General features: G+C 69.4%; 14 protein-coding genes. 9 read left to right on the top strand and 5 right to left on the bottom strand.

Annotated elements, in window-relative coordinates:
- Window positions 1-125: 125 nt before the first annotated feature.
- Window positions 126-3,545 (bottom strand): PAS domain S-box protein, encoded by a 3,420-nt coding sequence (locus JIG36_RS45635; RefSeq protein WP_203383156.1) that lies wholly within the window; start codon window positions 3,543-3,545, stop codon window positions 126-128.
- 69 nt (window positions 3,546-3,614) lie between these two features.
- Here JIG36_RS45635 and JIG36_RS45630 point away from each other — a divergent pair, with 69 nt between their 5' ends.
- Both JIG36_RS45630 and JIG36_RS45625 read left to right on the top strand, forming a co-directional pair.
- A complete protein-coding gene (locus JIG36_RS45630) occupies window positions 3,615-5,714 on the top strand; it encodes an ATP-binding response regulator (RefSeq protein WP_307873178.1) in 2,100 nt (699 codons plus the stop codon).
- 22 nt (window positions 5,715-5,736) lie between these two features.
- Entirely contained in the window at window positions 5,737-6,174 is a 438-nt protein-coding gene (locus tag JIG36_RS45625) for a DUF7674 family protein (RefSeq protein ID WP_203383155.1), read from the top strand.
- A 33-nt stretch (window positions 6,175-6,207) separates the two neighbouring features.
- On the opposite strand, the gene JIG36_RS45620 is transcribed toward JIG36_RS45625, so the two are convergent.
- Both JIG36_RS45620 and JIG36_RS45615 read right to left on the bottom strand, forming a co-directional pair.
- The gene (locus JIG36_RS45620; protein ID WP_203383154.1) at window positions 6,208-6,654 is read right to left on the bottom strand and encodes an SMI1/KNR4 family protein; all 447 of its coding nucleotides are present in this window, start codon (window positions 6,652-6,654) and stop codon (window positions 6,208-6,210) included.
- Window positions 6,655-6,781: 127 nt separating this feature from the next.
- Entirely contained in the window at window positions 6,782-7,660 is an 879-nt protein-coding gene (locus JIG36_RS45615) for a hypothetical protein (RefSeq protein WP_203383153.1), read from the bottom strand.
- A gap of 210 nt (window positions 7,661-7,870) precedes the next feature.
- On the opposite strand from JIG36_RS45615, the gene JIG36_RS45610 reads away from it, so the two are divergent.
- The 3 genes from JIG36_RS45610 to JIG36_RS45600 are packed head-to-tail and all read left to right on the top strand — an operon-like array spanning window position 7,871 to window position 8,820.
- Entirely contained in the window at window positions 7,871-8,386 is a 516-nt protein-coding gene (locus JIG36_RS45610) for a hypothetical protein (RefSeq protein ID WP_203383152.1), read from the top strand.
- The gene (locus tag JIG36_RS45605; RefSeq protein ID WP_203383151.1) at window positions 8,383-8,625 is read left to right on the top strand and encodes a hypothetical protein; all 243 of its coding nucleotides are present in this window, start codon (window positions 8,383-8,385) and stop codon (window positions 8,623-8,625) included. Before JIG36_RS45610 ends, JIG36_RS45605 begins: the two co-directional genes overlap by 4 nt.
- A gap of 57 nt (window positions 8,626-8,682) precedes the next feature.
- Entirely contained in the window at window positions 8,683-8,820 is a 138-nt protein-coding gene (locus JIG36_RS45600) for a hypothetical protein (protein WP_203383150.1), read from the top strand.
- Here the strand turns inward: JIG36_RS45600 and JIG36_RS45595 are convergent.
- Window positions 8,815-9,660, bottom strand: a complete 846-nt coding sequence (locus JIG36_RS45595) for an alpha/beta fold hydrolase (protein WP_203383149.1) — start codon at window positions 9,658-9,660, stop codon at window positions 8,815-8,817. The two genes, JIG36_RS45600 and JIG36_RS45595, sit on opposite strands and share 6 nt — an antisense overlap.
- Before the next feature lie 45 nt (window positions 9,661-9,705).
- Between JIG36_RS45595 and JIG36_RS45590 the strand changes: the two genes are divergently transcribed.
- Both JIG36_RS45590 and JIG36_RS45585 read left to right on the top strand, forming a co-directional pair.
- The gene (locus tag JIG36_RS45590; RefSeq protein ID WP_203383148.1) at window positions 9,706-10,362 is read left to right on the top strand and encodes a nucleotidyltransferase domain-containing protein; all 657 of its coding nucleotides are present in this window, start codon (window positions 9,706-9,708) and stop codon (window positions 10,360-10,362) included.
- Between the two features lie 61 nt (window positions 10,363-10,423).
- Window positions 10,424-10,909 carry a hypothetical protein gene (locus JIG36_RS45585; protein ID WP_203383147.1) on the top strand — a complete coding sequence of 162 codons (486 nt, stop codon included), beginning with the start codon at window positions 10,424-10,426 and terminating at the stop codon, window positions 10,907-10,909.
- Here JIG36_RS45585 and ctaD read toward each other — a convergent pair.
- Entirely contained in the window at window positions 10,863-12,602 is a 1,740-nt protein-coding gene (ctaD, locus tag JIG36_RS45580; protein ID WP_203383146.1) for an aa3-type cytochrome oxidase subunit I, read from the bottom strand. The two genes, JIG36_RS45585 and ctaD, sit on opposite strands and share 47 nt — an antisense overlap.
- Window positions 12,603-12,774: 172 nt before the next feature.
- Here ctaD and JIG36_RS45575 point away from each other — a divergent pair, with 172 nt between their 5' ends.
- Entirely contained in the window at window positions 12,775-14,910 is a 2,136-nt protein-coding gene (locus JIG36_RS45575; RefSeq protein WP_203383145.1) for a glycoside hydrolase domain-containing protein, read from the top strand.
- The gene (locus tag JIG36_RS45570; RefSeq protein ID WP_203383144.1) at window positions 14,910-15,518 is read left to right on the top strand and encodes a hypothetical protein; all 609 of its coding nucleotides are present in this window, start codon (window positions 14,910-14,912) and stop codon (window positions 15,516-15,518) included. The genes JIG36_RS45575 and JIG36_RS45570 overlap by 1 nt, the downstream gene beginning before the upstream one ends.
- The last annotated feature ends 1 nt before the right edge of the window (window position 15,519 follow it).

Genomic DNA, 15,519 nt, shown 5'->3' with positions numbered 1-15,519 from the left:
ATCCGTTCCCCTCGTCGAGCAGTCACCCATTCAACCTCAGCGATGGCGAAAGGGTCACTGGCCGAACGATTGGTGCCGCAAGAGGAAACGGTGAGACATTCCGGGAGGATCGGAGGAGCTGGTTCCTAAAGCTGGGCTGTCTCGGCGGGGGCTCGCAGGATGATGTCGACGGCCTCGCGGACGGCGTCCAGGCACGGGCGCAGCGCGGCCAGCGCGTCCACCGCCGCGTCGAGGTCGCTCACGCGGGCCTCCTCCTCCAGGCGGCCGCAAGCGTCGGCGCAGTCGGCGGCTCCGATGTTGGCCATGATGCCTTTCAGCTGGTGGGCCTCGTTGCGCAGTGTGGGGGCGTCGTCCAGGGCCAGGGCCTGGCTGATCTTCTCGACGTGGCCGGGGATGCGGTCGACCATCGTGCGCAGCAGGCGTTCGATCACGGGGGCGCTCTCGGCCGGGTCGGGGCCTCGCAACTGGTCGAGGCGTTCCTCGATCTGGGTGACGACCGACGGCCGGGCCCACTTGGCCAGCGCGGCCGCCACGTCGGCCGGCACGAGCGGCTTGGCGATGTGTTCGTCCATGCCCGCCTGCAGGCAGCGGGCCCGGTCCTCGGCCAGGGCGCTCGCGGTGAGCGCGATGATCGGGACGTGCCGGTCGGCGCCTTCCCGGCGGCGGATCTCGGCCGTGGCCGCGTAACCGTCCATCTCGGGCATCAGGCAGTCCATGAAGATGAGCTGGTACGGGCGTTCGGCCGCCATCCGTACCGCCTCGCGGCCGTTGGTGGCGATGTCGGCGCTGTAGCCCAGGGTGGCCAGGATGCCCAGCGCCACCGTGCGGTTGATGTCGTTGTCCTCGACCAGCAGCACGTGTCCGCTGCCGGTCGGCGCGGGCGTGGGCGCGGGCGCCCTTTCCGACTCGGCGGCCAGCACCCCGACGAGCGCGTCGTAGAGCTGGGACTGCCGCAGCGGCTTGGTGAAGGCGTCCGGCTGGTCCTCGTCGGTCAGCAGGATCGTGCGAGGTTCGGGCGTGCCGTCCGGGACCCCGGGGAAGACGCCGTCGTGGATGACCAGGTCGATCGGGCGCCCGGTGGCGGCGGCGTCCCGCAGGATGTCGTACGCCTCCTTGCCCGTCTCGACCCCGGTGGCCTGCATCGACCACGCCGCCAGCTGGTCGGTGAGCACGGCCCGGTCGGTCTCGTCCTGGTCGACGATGAGCACGCGCAGCCCGTCCAGGGCGTGGCTCTCCGACAGGCTCGCCCCTTCGCGCGCGGCCCGCAGCGGGACGGTGAACCAGAACGTGCTGCCCTGCCCGGGTTCGCTGTGCACGCCGATGTGGCCGCCCATCAGCTCGACCAGGTCGCGCGAGATGGCCAGGCCCAGGCCGGTGCCGCCGAAACGGCGTGTGGTGCCGGCGTCGGCCTGCGTGAACGGTTCGAACAGTTTCTCCTGCTCGTGCTGGTCGATCCCGATGCCTGTGTCGCGCACCTCGAACCGTACGGGAACCGCATCGGGCCCCGCCGTCGGGCTCGGGTCCGGAATGACCGAGATCGAGACCCGCCCGTACGCGGTGAATTTGATCGCGTTTCCGGCCAGGTTGAGCAGCACCTGGCGCAGCTTGGCCACGTCGCCGCTGACGGTCGCGGGCAGGCGCGGGTCGCATTCGCCGGCGACCGACACCGAACTGGACGTGCCGGGCGGCACCACCAGCGACACCACGTCGTCGACGAGCCGCCGCAGCTTGAAGTTGGTGTCGTCGAGCAGCACCTTGCCGGCTTCCAGTTTCGAGAAGTCGAGCACGTCGTTGATGACCGACAGCAGCGCGGAACCGGCGGTGCTGATCCCCTCGGCGTACCGGCGCTGCTGTTCGTCGAGGGTGGATCCGAGCAGCAGGCTGGTGAGGCCGATGACCCCGTTCATGGGCGTACGGATCTCGTGGCTCATCGAAGCCAGGAACTGCGACTTGAGCCGGGCCGTCTCGAGGGCCTGGTCCCGGGCCTGGGCCAGCGCCTGCTCGGTCTCGAGCCGGGTGCTGATGTCGCGCGCGAACGCGTGCAGGTGGGCGGCGCCGTCGTGCCGGATGCGCCACATGGTCAGCTCGATCGGCATCTCGCGCCCGTCGTGGCGCCGGGCGGCCATCTCGGTCGGCCGGTTCAGCAGCCAGTCCCACTCGCCGTCGAGGAAGCGGCCCAGCGCCGCCCGATAGCGGCCGGGCAGCACCGTCTCGGTGACGTCGCGGCCCAGGATCTCGTCGCGCGGCCAGCCGAAGACCTGCTCGGCCCGGCGGTTCCACTCGCGGATCACGCCGTCCGGGCCCATCGTGAAGAACGGGTCGGCGGCCGCCGCCATGATCATCTGAAGTTGCTCGCGTTCGACCCGCAGCCGTTTCTCGGCCGACACGCGGGCGGTGATGTCGTGCGCGACCGTGGAGGCGCCGATGATGCGCCCGTCGTCGTCGCGCATCGGCGCCATGCTCAGCGAGACCTCGATGATCTGGCCGTCCTTGCGCATCCGGCGGGTCTCGTGCTGCGGCAGTGTCTCGCCCTGGTTGACCCGGTTGAGCAGGTCTTTCTCCTCGTCGAGCCGGTCCGGCGGCAGCAGCCGGGTGACGTCGTGGCCGATCATCTCGGCCGCCTTGTAGCCGTAGAGCCGCTCGGCGCCCGAGTTCCACGTCTCGATCGTGCCGTCCAGGGCCTTGCTCACGATGGCGTCGTTGGACGACTCGACGATCGCGGCCAGCCGGGCGTTGGTGTGCTGCAGCAGGCGGCGGCCCGTGACGTCCTGGATGGCGGCCAGCACCATCGTCTTGCCCTCGGCCTGCACGGGGGACAGGCTCACGTCGACCGGGAACTCGCTGCCGTCCTTGCGCTGGGCGGTGAGCAGCATGCCCTCACCCATCGGACGCGCCGACGGCGTCGAGAAATACCGGTTCCGATGCTGTACGTGGATCTTGCGGCTCGCCCCGGGCACGAGCGTCTCGATCGCGGCGCCGATCATCTCGTCGCGCGGGTAGCGGAACAGCTCGACCGCCCGGCTGTTGGCGTGCACGATGTGGCCGTCGCTGTTCACGCACACCATGGCCTCGGGGGAGGCGTCGAGCAGGCTGCGGAACTTGCTCTCGGCCAGGCGCAGCTGGGTCACGTCGACGCCGGCCCCGAAGATCGCGTACGTGCGGCCGCGCCCGTCGCGCAGCGCGTGCAGGGTGGTGACATACCAGCGGCCGTCGAACTCCTCCTCGTACGCGACCGGGCCGTTGCCGCTGAGCACGTCGCGGTCGTGGCGGGAGATCTCGGCCATCCGCTCGGGCGGGTGCACCTCGTGGTCGTAGTGGCCGGCCGCGTCGCGCAAACCGTGCAGCTTCTCGTACGCGGGGCTGACGATCTGGTAGCAGCCGTCGAGCGTCTTCACGAAGGCGGGCGCCGCGGTGTCCTCGAGGATCGCGGCGAGGTGGATGTAGCGCTCCACACGGCGGCGGTCGCGCCGGTGGGCGAGCTTGCGCCAGGTCAGGACGATGCCCCCGGCGGCGACCGCGGCTGCGGCGACATGTCGGCTGCTCACGGTCAATAACCGTACAAGGGAATTATCGTGCTTTAGTCTTGTAACGGACATGAGGATGAGGAGCCGCCGGTGGCGACGGTGATGGTCGTCGACGATGTCGCCGCGAACCGCGACATCGTCCGTTTGCTGCTGGGCTACCGGGGCCACGACGTGATCGAGGCCCACGACGGCGCCGACGCGCTGCGCCTCGCCCACGAGCACCATCCCGACATCGTCGTCTCCGACGTGCTGATGCCCGGCATCGACGGCCTGGAACTCGTGCACCGGCTGCGCACCGACCCCGACGAGCTGGCCGCGCAGGCCCCGGTCATCTTCTACACCGCCAACTACCTCGAGCCCGAGACCCGGCCGATCGCCGAGGCGTGCGGGGTCAGCCAGGTCGTGCTGCGCTCGCAGAGCCCCGACGAACTGCTCGACGCCATCGACGCCGCGCTGGCCGAGGGGCCGGTCTCGATCGACGCCGTGCCCTCCGGCGACTTCGCCCAGGCCCACGTGCAGGCGGTCAACGCCAAGCTGATCGAGAAGGTCCGCGCGCTGCACCACACGGAACAGCGCTTCGAGGCGATGGCGGTGGCGTCCCCGGTCGGCATCGCGCTGCTCGACGCCGACGGGGAGGCCGACTACATCAACCCACGGCTGGCCGAGATCATGCGTACGCCCATCCCGGGTCTGCTCGGCCGGGGCTGGCTCGCCTGCCTGGACGCGTCGTCGCGCCGCGACGCCCTCGACCTGCTGCGCGGGGGAGCGTCCGAACGCCGGTTCACCCACCGCCTCGAACTGCCCGACGGCACCGAGCGTTACCTGCGGCTGCAACTGCGGCGCATCCAGGACGACGAGGAGGCCGAACTGGCCGGCGGCGTCCTCATGGTCGACGACGTCTCCGACCTGGTGGCGGCCGAGCAACGGCTGCGCGACGAGAGCCGGCGCCGCCAGGAGGACGCCCGGCGGCGGGACGCGGAACGTCTGGACAGTTTGCGCCGCATGGCCGGGGGAGCGGCGCACGACTTCAACAACATCCTGGGGGCGATCCTCGGCTACACCACGCTCGCGATCGAGACGCTGCAGGACGCCGAGGGCGCCGTGCCGCCCGAGATGGCGGCCTCGATGCTGGCCGACCTCGACCAGGTCGTGAAGGGCGGGGAACGGGCCAAGGCACTCACCCAGCAACTGCTGGCGTTCGGGCGGCGCGAGATCACCCAGCCGACGACGTTCGACCTCAACGCCCTGCTGCGCGACCTGATCGGCGGGCTGCGCGAGTCGGCGGGCACGGCCTCGGTCGAGCTGCGCCTGACGCCCGGCCTGTCCGAGGTGCGGGCCGACCCCCGCCAGATCAGCCAGGTGCTGGCCAACCTGGTCAGCAACAGCGCCGACGCGATGCCGGACGGCGGCCCGATCGTCATCGCCACCGCCACCTCGCCGGAGGGGGACGCGGTGGTGACGATCCAGGACGCGGGCCGCGGCATGGACGGTGACGTGCTGGACCGGGCGTTCGAGCCGTTCTTCACCACGAAGCGCTCGACCGGCACGGCCGGGCTCGGCCTGTCCACCGCCCACGGCATCGTGAGCCAGGCCGGCGGGCATATCGCGCTCACTTCCCACCCCGGTGACGGAACGACGGCGACGATCACCCTTCCCGCCGTACGGGATTCGGTTGTCGTTGCTCCTCCGACGGCCGGTGGCGAGGCCGTTGCCGCCGTCCCGCCGGCGCCCGTTCCGACCGCTCCCGTTCCGGCTGCGCCCGGTGTTTCGGCGGCGCCTGTTGTCCCGGTCGCCCCCGGCCACGTCGGCGCCGGTGGCGGGGAGACGCTGCTGCTGGTCGACGACGAGGCCGACCTGCGCGAGGTGACCGCCCGCTACCTGGGCGGGGCCGGCTACCGCGTGCTGTCGGCGGCCGACGCCGTCGAGGCGCTACGCCTGCTCGACGGCCACACCGACCCGATCGCCGCCATGATCACCGACGTGGTGATGCCCGGCATGAACGGCCGCCAGCTGGCCCGGGTGGCCAAACAGCGCCGCCCCGGCCTGCGGGTGGTCTTCGTCTCGGGTTTCGCCGAGGCCCTGATCGACGAGTCCGGCAACAACCTCGAACCCGACTCGATGATCGTCGCCAAGCCCTACACCCGGGACCAGCTCCTGGCCGGCGTCCAGTCCGTCCTGCGCCGCACCTAGCGTCCTGGCTAGGCTGGCGGGCGTGGGGTCCACCGAAGCACGTGTCACCGCCGAGCAGGTCCCCACGCTGCTACTCACTGCGCTTCCGTCACTGTCGGACGAGTGGGCTGAGATTGCTGATGACAACGCCGACCCGGGCTCTCCCGGCGGTCGTCTCGGCTACCTGGACGCGGCCTGGGTGGTCGGACACCTCGCCGACCGTCTCGCTGCGAGCGACACGAGCGAGTTCGATGCCGCCTTCGACTACATCGAGCATCTGATCCTTCATGGCGACTCGTACGTCTCCGAGCTGGGTGTGATCGGCTATCTCGAAGGCATGCAGATGCAGACCGTCACGTCGCGTGGCGTTGACCCCGAGGCGTTCCGGCCTTGGCTGCGCCCGCTGTCAGCGAAGTACTGGGAAGCGATCAACCGGTTCTGGGAACTCGGGACCCCGATCCCGGACATTGAGCCTGGCTGACGGAGCGCGGCGTCCGGGCATGTCGCCATCCGCTCATCCACGTATGAGGTAGGACTGCAGGAAAGTCCACAAGCTGTCGCCCGCGATCACTTCCACGCTGTCCGGATCAGACATCGTGTCGACGAATGCCACCTTGCCCGCGAGAGGGCCGCTGCCGACGAGTACGTAGTAATTGCCGCAGCCGTCGCCGGCGACCGGCAGCCAGCTCAGCTCTCGCCAACGTGGGTACAACGTGAGGTAGGTGGCGATATCGAGGTGGTCCTGGTCGGGCCGTGCACCGAAGACGCCGCCGGCGCCGATGGCCTCGCCCTTGCAGATTCGAAGCCACTCGACCAGTTCGGTCGGCAGAGGACAGCCGAGTCGTCGCTGCAGATCGGCAAGGTCGTGGTCGCTCACGCCTCCGGGCATCGGCTGCTCCGGCGCCCGCTCAACGAGGGAAAGCAGGCGCACGACGTCGCCGCGAGCGTCGTGACCGTCCATGAAAACAGGATGACATGAGGGGAACGGCATGAAGCAAAAGCCGTTACGACCCGCTTCTCGGCGCGGGCGACAAGGGGCCGGACACGGCCTTGGTCGTGCACCGGGGCGGGCGTCACGAAGCCGATGGTCAGGTGCTGTCGGCACCGAGGGAGTCGAGGTCGGCGCGGTACCACGTTGTTCTGATGAAGATGTGCAGCTCGGGTCCGCGGGCGGTGGCGCGGAAGTCGCGGAGTTCCATGCCGTCCGGGAGCACCAGCCGTCGTGGCGGGCCGTCGGTGACCGGTCCGTCGGGGGTTGTCCGGTAGCGGGTGATCAGGTCGTACTCGGGTGCGTACCCACCGATCAGGGCTCCGCGACGACCGTCGACCAGCAGCATGTGGGCGCCCTGGTAGGGCGCGCGGCCGTGGTCGGTGGCCTGGGTGCCGCTCGCCGAGACCAGGTGGAAGTCGGTGTAGGCGCAGGTCCATGCGGTTTCCGCGGTGACGTTCAGCGTGAAGCAGTCGAAGATCGACGGTAGCGGTGAGTCCGGCCCCGCCGGGTACAGCCACGCCGGTCGCAGGTCGCCGGTGAAGCGGGCGAGGCCGTGGGTCTGTGGACCGCTGCCGCTCTTCGCCTCGTCGAAGTAGCCGACCCAGATGTCGCCGGCGGGGGTGGTCAGCACCTGCTCGACGGCGTCGCCGAGGTCGCCGGCGTGGTGACGGTGCCCGTCAAAGTCCCAGACCTCGGCGTTGGACCCTTCCCGGCGCCGGGCGGACACCAGCAGGATCCGGTCGCCGGGCAGCGGCTGGACAAAAGTGGGGAGCAGGCAGCCGTCCAGAACCACCGATCGGAGAGCGCGCCCGCGGTCATCATGAGCGGTGACAAGCCGGCGCTGCGGTCGTGAGTGGTCGTTCCACACCGCGACGGGCTGCTGGTCCGGCCCGACGCCGACCGACTGCGGTGTCCGCTCCCAGTCCCGATCGGTCGACGACGGAAGCAGATGGCCGGCCCGCCGTAGCGTGCTCACCGGTAACCGGAGCACCTCCAGGCGACGTCGCAGTGACGCCCGGTCCCGGTCGGCCTCGTTCCGCCTCATCCGTTCGCGCTCCCCGTCGCACGGTCCATGGTCACAGGTGAGTGCTGATCGTCGGCCACGTCGGCACGGTAGCAACCGCTCCTCGGCATGGTCACCGGGCACATGATGGCCGTGGTTTCGCGGGTCTGTCACGATGGCGGCATGGCCAAGCCGGTCGCGTCCCTTGCCGAAGTGCCCCTCGATGCGCTGCTGCCCGACCACCGGGCTGTCCTCGGGGAGCTGCGCCGGCTGGGCGCCCGGCTCGAGGCCCACCCGGCCGCCGCCGGCCGCACCGGTTGGCTGTGGCTGAGCGAGAACGTCGAACGGCCGGACCCGGAGGACGATCTCTACCGGCTGGTCCTCGGCGGATCGGTCATGCTCTTCTCCACCGGGGTCGACTGGCTGAGCGCCGGCCTCGACGTGGCCTGGTGCCCGCGGCTGGCGGTGCGGGCGTCGGTCGAGGTGGCCTGCTGGTGCCCGGTCAACCACAACGCCCACGACGTGCAGGAGGGCTACTGGGCCGTCGGCACCGACGACACGCTGGTCGAGGGGTTCGGCGACGCGGTGACGATGCTGCTGCGGTTCCTCGACTCGGGCCGCGACGACCCCGAGGCGCTGCGCGCCGCCGCCGGCCTGCCCCTCGAGGGGCACCCTGAGCAAGGGTCTCGGCGAGAGTGACGTCGTCCGGGCTGGAGCGCTTTCTCGCCAGTGAGCGGGAAAAGCGCAAACCGAGCACCCATCGCATGCTCGCTACCGGGGTGGCGTTGCGCGGGGATCCGAGCGAATGGACAACCCGGTGCGCGGAAGTGCTCGCGGGCGGGCCGGAACCGTTGAGCGAGAGCGAGCGGGATCGGCTGCGGTACGTGCTGACGGACAGCCTCGACGAGCGGGCGGTCATCGCGCTTCCCTTTACGTAGCCGGCGAGATGACTTCTCCGTCAGCCGATGAAGGGCCGATAGCGCAGTGCCTCGTCGATGACCTCGTCCGCAGAGACCGACGACTCTCTGGCCGAGGGGTTCGGGGAGGCGGTGGCGATGGCGGTCAGATTCCTTGACTCGGGGCGGGACGACCCCGATGCCGTACGGCCCGAGGCGGGGCTGCCGACCTCATGATCGGGTGACTGCGGAGACGAACGCCGATGGGTCGTCGAGCCAGGGGAAGTGGCCGGCGCCGGGGATGGTCACCACGCTGGAGTTCGGGAAGAACGCCGCGCCGGCCCGGGACGCCGCGAGGTCGGGAACGAGGTCGACGCCGCCGACGACGACCAGCACGGGCGCGGTGAGCTGCTTCAGCCGCGCGGCCAGCGCGGCCGGGTCCTTGTCGTAGCCGTCCCAGAAGCCTTTGCGGGCCGGCTCGCAGAACTGTTCCGGCGCGGCCGCCGCATGCGCCTGAGCCGTCGCATCCCAGCGCCCGTAACTGAACGGCACGGTGCGATCCTCCAGCTCCTTGACCAGAGCCGGGTCGGCGTCGTCGTCCAGCGCTTCGAGCTGCGCGTCGGCCTCCATGGCGGCGGCGTACCACGGCTCGCCCGACCGCTTCTCGATGCCCTCCTCCACGTCCTCCCACGTCAGGCCGGCCACTCGCAGCAGGCCCGTGACCAGCGTCAACGTGCTGACCCGGGACGGGTGGGCCGCCGCGTACAGGGTCGCGACGTTGGTCCCGGCGGAGTGCGCGAGCAGGTCCAGCATGGGAAGGCCGAGATGCTCGCGCAACGCCTCGACGTCTTCCACGAGCCGGTCGACGCGGTAGCTGCCCTTGTCGTGCGGGACCTGGGACTCACCGGTCCCGCGGTTGTCCAGCATCACCAGAGCGCGGAGAATGTCCAGCCCACCGAGGTCGCCCATGTACGGGGTGGCGCGGCCAGGACCCCCGGGCAGGCACACGAGAACGGGTCCGTCGCCCCGGACGTGGTAGGCGAGGGTCGTCCCGTCGTACGACGCGAAGGTCGGCATCGGCGCATCCTCAAAGGAGACGGCAGGGGATGCCAGTATGGGCGCATGGATCCGATCGGCGACGCCCGGGCATTGGTTGACGAACGCTTTCCGCGGGCGGTCTGGGCGATCCTGACCGGCAGTGTGCTCGGCCCGGCCCGTACGGCGGGATCTGATCTGGACATTGTGGTGCTCATCCCGGAAGGGCCGGGGTATCGGGAGAGCCTGCGGTTTCGCGGGTGGCCGGTTGAGTTGTTCGTGCATACGCGGGAAGCGCTGGAAGGATTTCTCGCCAGTGAGCGGGAAAAGCGCAAACCGAGCACCCACCGCATGCTCGCCACCGGTGTGGCGCTGCGCGGGGATCCGAGTGAATGGACAGCCCGATGCGCGGAAGTGCTCGCGGGCGGGCCGGAACCGTTGAGCGAGGGCGAGCGGGAACGGCTGCGGTACGCGTTGACGGACAGCCTCGACGATTATGTGCACGCCACCGATCCGGGGGAGCGGACGCTCATCGCGGCCGCGCTGTGGACGGAGACGGCGAAGGCGGCGCTGCTGCTCGGTGGGGGCTGGGTCAGTCAGGGCAAGTGGCTGCTGCGCGAGCTCCGGGGGCTTGATCCTGCGTTGGCCGAGCGGTGGGTGCGCGTACGGGAAAGCCCGGAAGATCTTGCCCGTGAGGTGCTCGACCGGGCGGGCGGGCCGCTGTTCGACGGGTATCGCGCATAAAAGGTGAAGGTGTTGTGTGCGGGGTGGCCGGCCGACCGGGAGGCCGCCTAGGTTCACGATCGTGAAAGCGATCCGCGCGTGGCTGGTGGTCTTCGTCGTCGGGCTGGTGCTCAGCGGGGTGACGGCGTTCCCCTTGGTCAGCGAGGTCCGGCTGCTGGCCTGGGTGCTGCACCGCGTGCCGGCCCCGGACGCGCTCGTCACGTTCATCGATCAGGTGCGTGAGGGGCTGATCGTGACCGGCGAGAACTACCCCTTCCTGGCGTACGGGACCGATTGGCTGGCTTTTGCGCATCTGGTGATCGCGATGGCGTTCGTCGGGCCGTGGCGCGACCCGGTCCGCAACGTCTGGGTGATCGAGTGGGCCATGCTGTGCTGCCTGGCGATCATCCCGCTCGCCCTGATCGCCGGACCGATCCGCGGGCTGCCCTGGTGGTGGCTGCCGGTCGACATCTCGTTCGGCGTGTTCGGCCTCGTCCCGCTGGTGATCGTCCGACGGTTGATCAAGCGTCTTCCTGATACGTCGCCCCGCCCGACGACTCCGGCGTGAGCGGCCGGGCGCCGCCCTCGGGTGGGCCCTGCTTCGACTGGCTGCCCGCGGCCAGCGACGGGAACTTGGCGTCGAAGGCGGGCCGCTCGGAGCGGATGCGGGGCATCTTGTCGAAGTTGCGCAGCGGCGGCGGGGTCGACGTGGCCCACTCCAGCGAGTTGCCGTGGCCCCACGGGTCCTGGACGGTGACGACCGGGCCGGCGCGGTAGGAGTGCCAGACGTTGTAGAGGAACGGCAGAGTCGAGACGCCCAGGATGAACGAGCCGATCGTCGAGATGGTGTTGAGCGTCGTGAAGCCGTCGCCGGTCAGGTAGTCGGCGTAGCGGCGGGGCATGCCCTCGGCGCCGAGCCAGTGCTGCACCAGGAACGTGGTGTGGAAGCCGACGAAGGTCAGCCAGAAGTGGACCTTGCCGAGGCGGTCGTCGAGCATCCGGCCGAACATCTTCGGGAACCAGAAGTAGATGCCGGCGAACACCGCGAACACGATGGTGCCGAACAGCACGTAGTGGAAGTGGGCGACCACGAAGTAGCTGTCGTGCACGTGGAAGTCGATCGGCGGGGAGGCCAGCAGCACCCCGGTCAGCCCGCCGAACAGGAACGTCACCAGGAACCCGATCGCGAACATCATCGGGGCCTCGAAGCTGACCTGACCTCGCCACATGGTGCCGATCCAGACGAAGAACTTCATTCCCGTCGGTACGGCGATGAGATAGCTGAGCAGGCTGAAGAAGGGCAGCAGGACCTGGCCGGTGGCGAACATGTGGTGCGCCCACACCACGAACGACAGCGCGGAGATCAGCAGCGTGGCCGACACCAGGCCCTTGTAACCGAACACGGGTTTGCGGCTGAAGACCGGGATGACCTCGGTGACGATGCCGAAGAAGGGCAGCGCCACCACGTAGACCTCGGGATGGCCGAAGAACCAGAACAGGTGCTGCCACAGCATCGGGCCGCCGGTCTCGGGCGCGAACACCTGTGCGTCGAGGATGCGGTCGGCGGCCAGCGCGAACAGGGCGGCCGCCAGGAACGGGAAGATCAGGATCACGAGCAGGCTGGTCAGCAGGATGTTCCAGGTGAAGATCGGCATCCGGAACATGGTCATGCCGGGCGCCCGCAGCGTCAGGATCGTGGTGATCATGTTGACGCCGCCCAGGATCGTGCCGAGGCCGCTGATGGCCAGCCCGACCACCCACATGTTGGGGCCGACGCCGGGCGTGTTCGGGCCGTCGCTCAGCGGCGTGTAGGCCGTCCAGCCGAAGTCGGCCGCGCCGCCGGGTACCAGGAAACCGGCCACGGCGATGCTGCCGCCGAAGAGATAGAGCCAGTATGCGAACGCGTTGAGCCGCGGGAACGCCACGTCGGGGGCGCCGATCTGCAGCGGGACCACGAAGTTGGCGAACGCGAACACGATCGGCGTCGCGAACAGCAACAGCATGATCGTGCCGTGCATGGTGAACAGCTGGTTGTACTGCTCGGGCGACAGGAACTGCATGCCCGGCCGGGCCAGCTCGGCCCGCATCAGCAGCGCCATCAGGCCGCCGACCATGAAGAAACCGAACGCCGTGGCCAGGTACATGATGCCGATCTGCTTGGCATCGGTGGTGCGGATCGTGCGGGCCAGGAAGCTGCCGCGCACCTGCTGGCGCACCGGCCAGGGGCGCGTCTCGATCGGTTTCGGTTGCACGGCGGTCATGGGCGCGACCTCCCCAGCGGCGACGACCACCGACGCTACGCCCTTGTTGCCTAGATCACATCGCGTACGAGATCGAACTCTTTAGATATAGATGAAACGACTTGCCGTACGGGGTCGCGGGCACGGATGCTCAGCCGCCGACACAAGTCAGCGTCACACGGGGGAGAGCACGATGGTCACCATCCTGCCGCGCTCGGAGTGGGCCGCGTTCGTGGTGCCGAGCAAGCAGCCACACGCGTCCGCGCCGCCGCAGCCGAGCCTCAATCCGGACTGGAATCCGCACGCCGGGGTGTTCATCCACCACCGCGGCCCGGCCCAGGACCTCGCCTACGACTACGACTCGCACACCGAGTGCAAGCGCGACATCGCCGACGTCTACGACGAGCACACCGGCGGGAACGAGTTCAACGGCGACATCGCGTACAACTTCTTCATCTGCCCGCACGGCGACATCTTCACCGGGCGCGGATACGAGCGCGGTGAGGCCAATTACGGCGCGAAGATCAGCGGCACCGACCTCGGGCGCAATTCCAACTTCTACTCGATCTGCGCGTTGATGCGGTCGAACCAGACGGCCGGCGAGGCGATGCTGCGGTCGTACCGGGAGCTCATCCGCCATCTGCGCGAGGAGGCCCCACGCCGTACGGGAACCATGATCCTGCCGCATTCCTTCGAGTTCGGCACCGAATGCCCGGGCAACCTGTCGATGTACGCCCAGCCCGGTTCCACGATCGATCCGGCCGCCCCGTGGACCGGCTTGGCCGACATCTACGTCTACGCCGCGCAGAAGTGGGTCAACCAGACGTACGCCAATGCGGCCGGTTACATCCGATGCCCGGAGAACGGCCGTACGGGATGGTCGACCGTCTATTCGCTGACGCAGGGTCTGCAGGTCGAGCACGGCATCACGCCGACCGTGCAGAACTTCGGGCAGGGCACGTTCAACGCTGTCAAGGCTCGAGGTACGCTGCCCGGCCTCGAGAGCAACACCAATCTCGTACGGCTCTACAACGGCGCCCTGTGGTGCAAGGGCTATTGGACGTCGACCGATCAGAGCAAGTGGACGTTCGATTCCCAGGGCGCGCTGGCCCGGCTCTACGGCGACGCCGGCCTCGAATACACCGACGACACGATCCGCCTGAAGATGTGGCCGCACATCTGCAAGGCGATGATGCGCATGGACCAGTTCCAGGCGGTACCCGGCGGAGACGCGACGATCCGGAGCGTGCAGCAGTTCCTCAACCGCCGTTACGTGGCCGGCATCGGCATTCCGGCGATGTCGCTGGTTCCGTGCGACGGCTACTACTCGCGCGACGTGCAGCAGGGCTTCATGATGGGCCTGCAGTACGAACTCGGGATCGCCCTCGCCTCGATCAACGGCTATTTCGGGCCGGGCACGCAGGCCGCTCTCAAGGGACGCGGATCGCAGCCGCTGTTCGGCAATCTGCGCTATCTGTTCCGGGCCGCCTGCTATTTCAACTCGCCCGTGAACGGGCTGGCCTACCTGGCGAGCGATCTCGGCACGGACACCCAGACCAGCAGCCACACCGACTGGCTGCGCGCCTTCCAGCAGTTCTCACAGATCCCGGCGACGCTGAACAACGACTACACGACCTGGGCCCAGCTGCTCGTCTCGTCGGGTGACGTGGACCGGCCGGCGACCGGCAGCGACTGCATCACCGAGATCACCGCGGCCCGCGCGCAGGCGCTGAAGGCGGCCGGTTACCGGATCGTCGGCCGCTATCTCGACGAACATCTGCCGCCGACCGACCCCTACTACCTGGGCAAGGCGTTGAAGCCGGGCGAGCCGCAGACGATTCTCGCCAACGGGCTGCGCTTCTTCCCGCTCTTCCAGTACAACGGCACCCAGCTCGGCAACTTCACCTATCAGAAGGGCTACGAGCAGGGGCAGATCGCCCACCAGAAGTCGATCGGGTACGGCATTCCGGCCGGCGTGTGCATCTATTTCGCGGTCGACTACGACGCGCTCGACGTCGAGATCGACAGCAACGTCAAACCCTATTTCGAGGGTGTACGGGACGGCCTGCGCGATCTCGGTTCGCGTTACAAGTTCGGTGTGTACGGCTCCCGCAACGTCTGCACGCGGGTGTCCCGCGAGACCGGTGCCACGTGGTCGCTGGTCTCCGGCATGTCGTGGGGCTACTCCGGCAACCTGGGCTTCCCGCTGCCGGCCAACTGGTCGTTCAACCAGATCCGCGAGTACGAGATCCAGCCCGGCTTCGGCCTCGACCACGACGTGTGGCGCGACAACGGCGATCCCGGTGTCACCAGCTTGGAGGTCAACTGATGGTCACCCGGAGAGTCCTGTTCGGTGCGGCCGGAGCGGCCGGCCTGGTGCCGTTCGCCGCCCCCGCCCGGGCCGCCACCCCCTGGCCGGCCGGGGCGATCGCCACCTATCCGATCGCGGGCGCGCGGGCCACCGTCGCCCTGCACCGCGACGCCGCGGCCGTGCTGCTGCACATCGCCCGCCGCTGGCACTACGAGATCGCCCCGCTCGACACCGGCGAGGGCGGCGTCACCGGCTGGCGGGCCGACGCCCCGGTCGAGGCGGGCTTCGAATCCCACTACCGCTCGGGTACGGGAATCGCCCTCTATCCCCGTTCCTATCCGCTCGGTGGCCGCGAGAAGCTGTGGCCCCACCAGGAGCTGGTGGTCCGCGACATCCTGCTCGACGTCGAGGGCGTGGCCACCTGGGGCGGCGACCTCACCCCGGCCAAGGCGGGCCACTTCCACATCGCCGTGCCGGCTGACGACACGACCCTGGCCGCGGTTCGGGCCCGCCTCGACCCGCTGCACCAGCCGGAGTCCCGCCGCCAGACCGCGGGCGCGGTCACCGACCCGGCCACTCCGGCCCGGCGTGACCGGGCTCGCAAGCTGCCCCGCCGGCGCCGCTGAT

It is taken from the genome of Paractinoplanes ovalisporus (assembly GCF_016834655.1).
In the GTDB taxonomy this organism is placed as follows: domain Bacteria; phylum Actinomycetota; class Actinomycetes; order Mycobacteriales; family Micromonosporaceae; genus Actinoplanes; species Actinoplanes ovalisporus.
The sequence above is the reverse complement of the archived record's forward strand: the minus strand, read 5'-3'. Positions and strand labels throughout refer to the sequence as shown.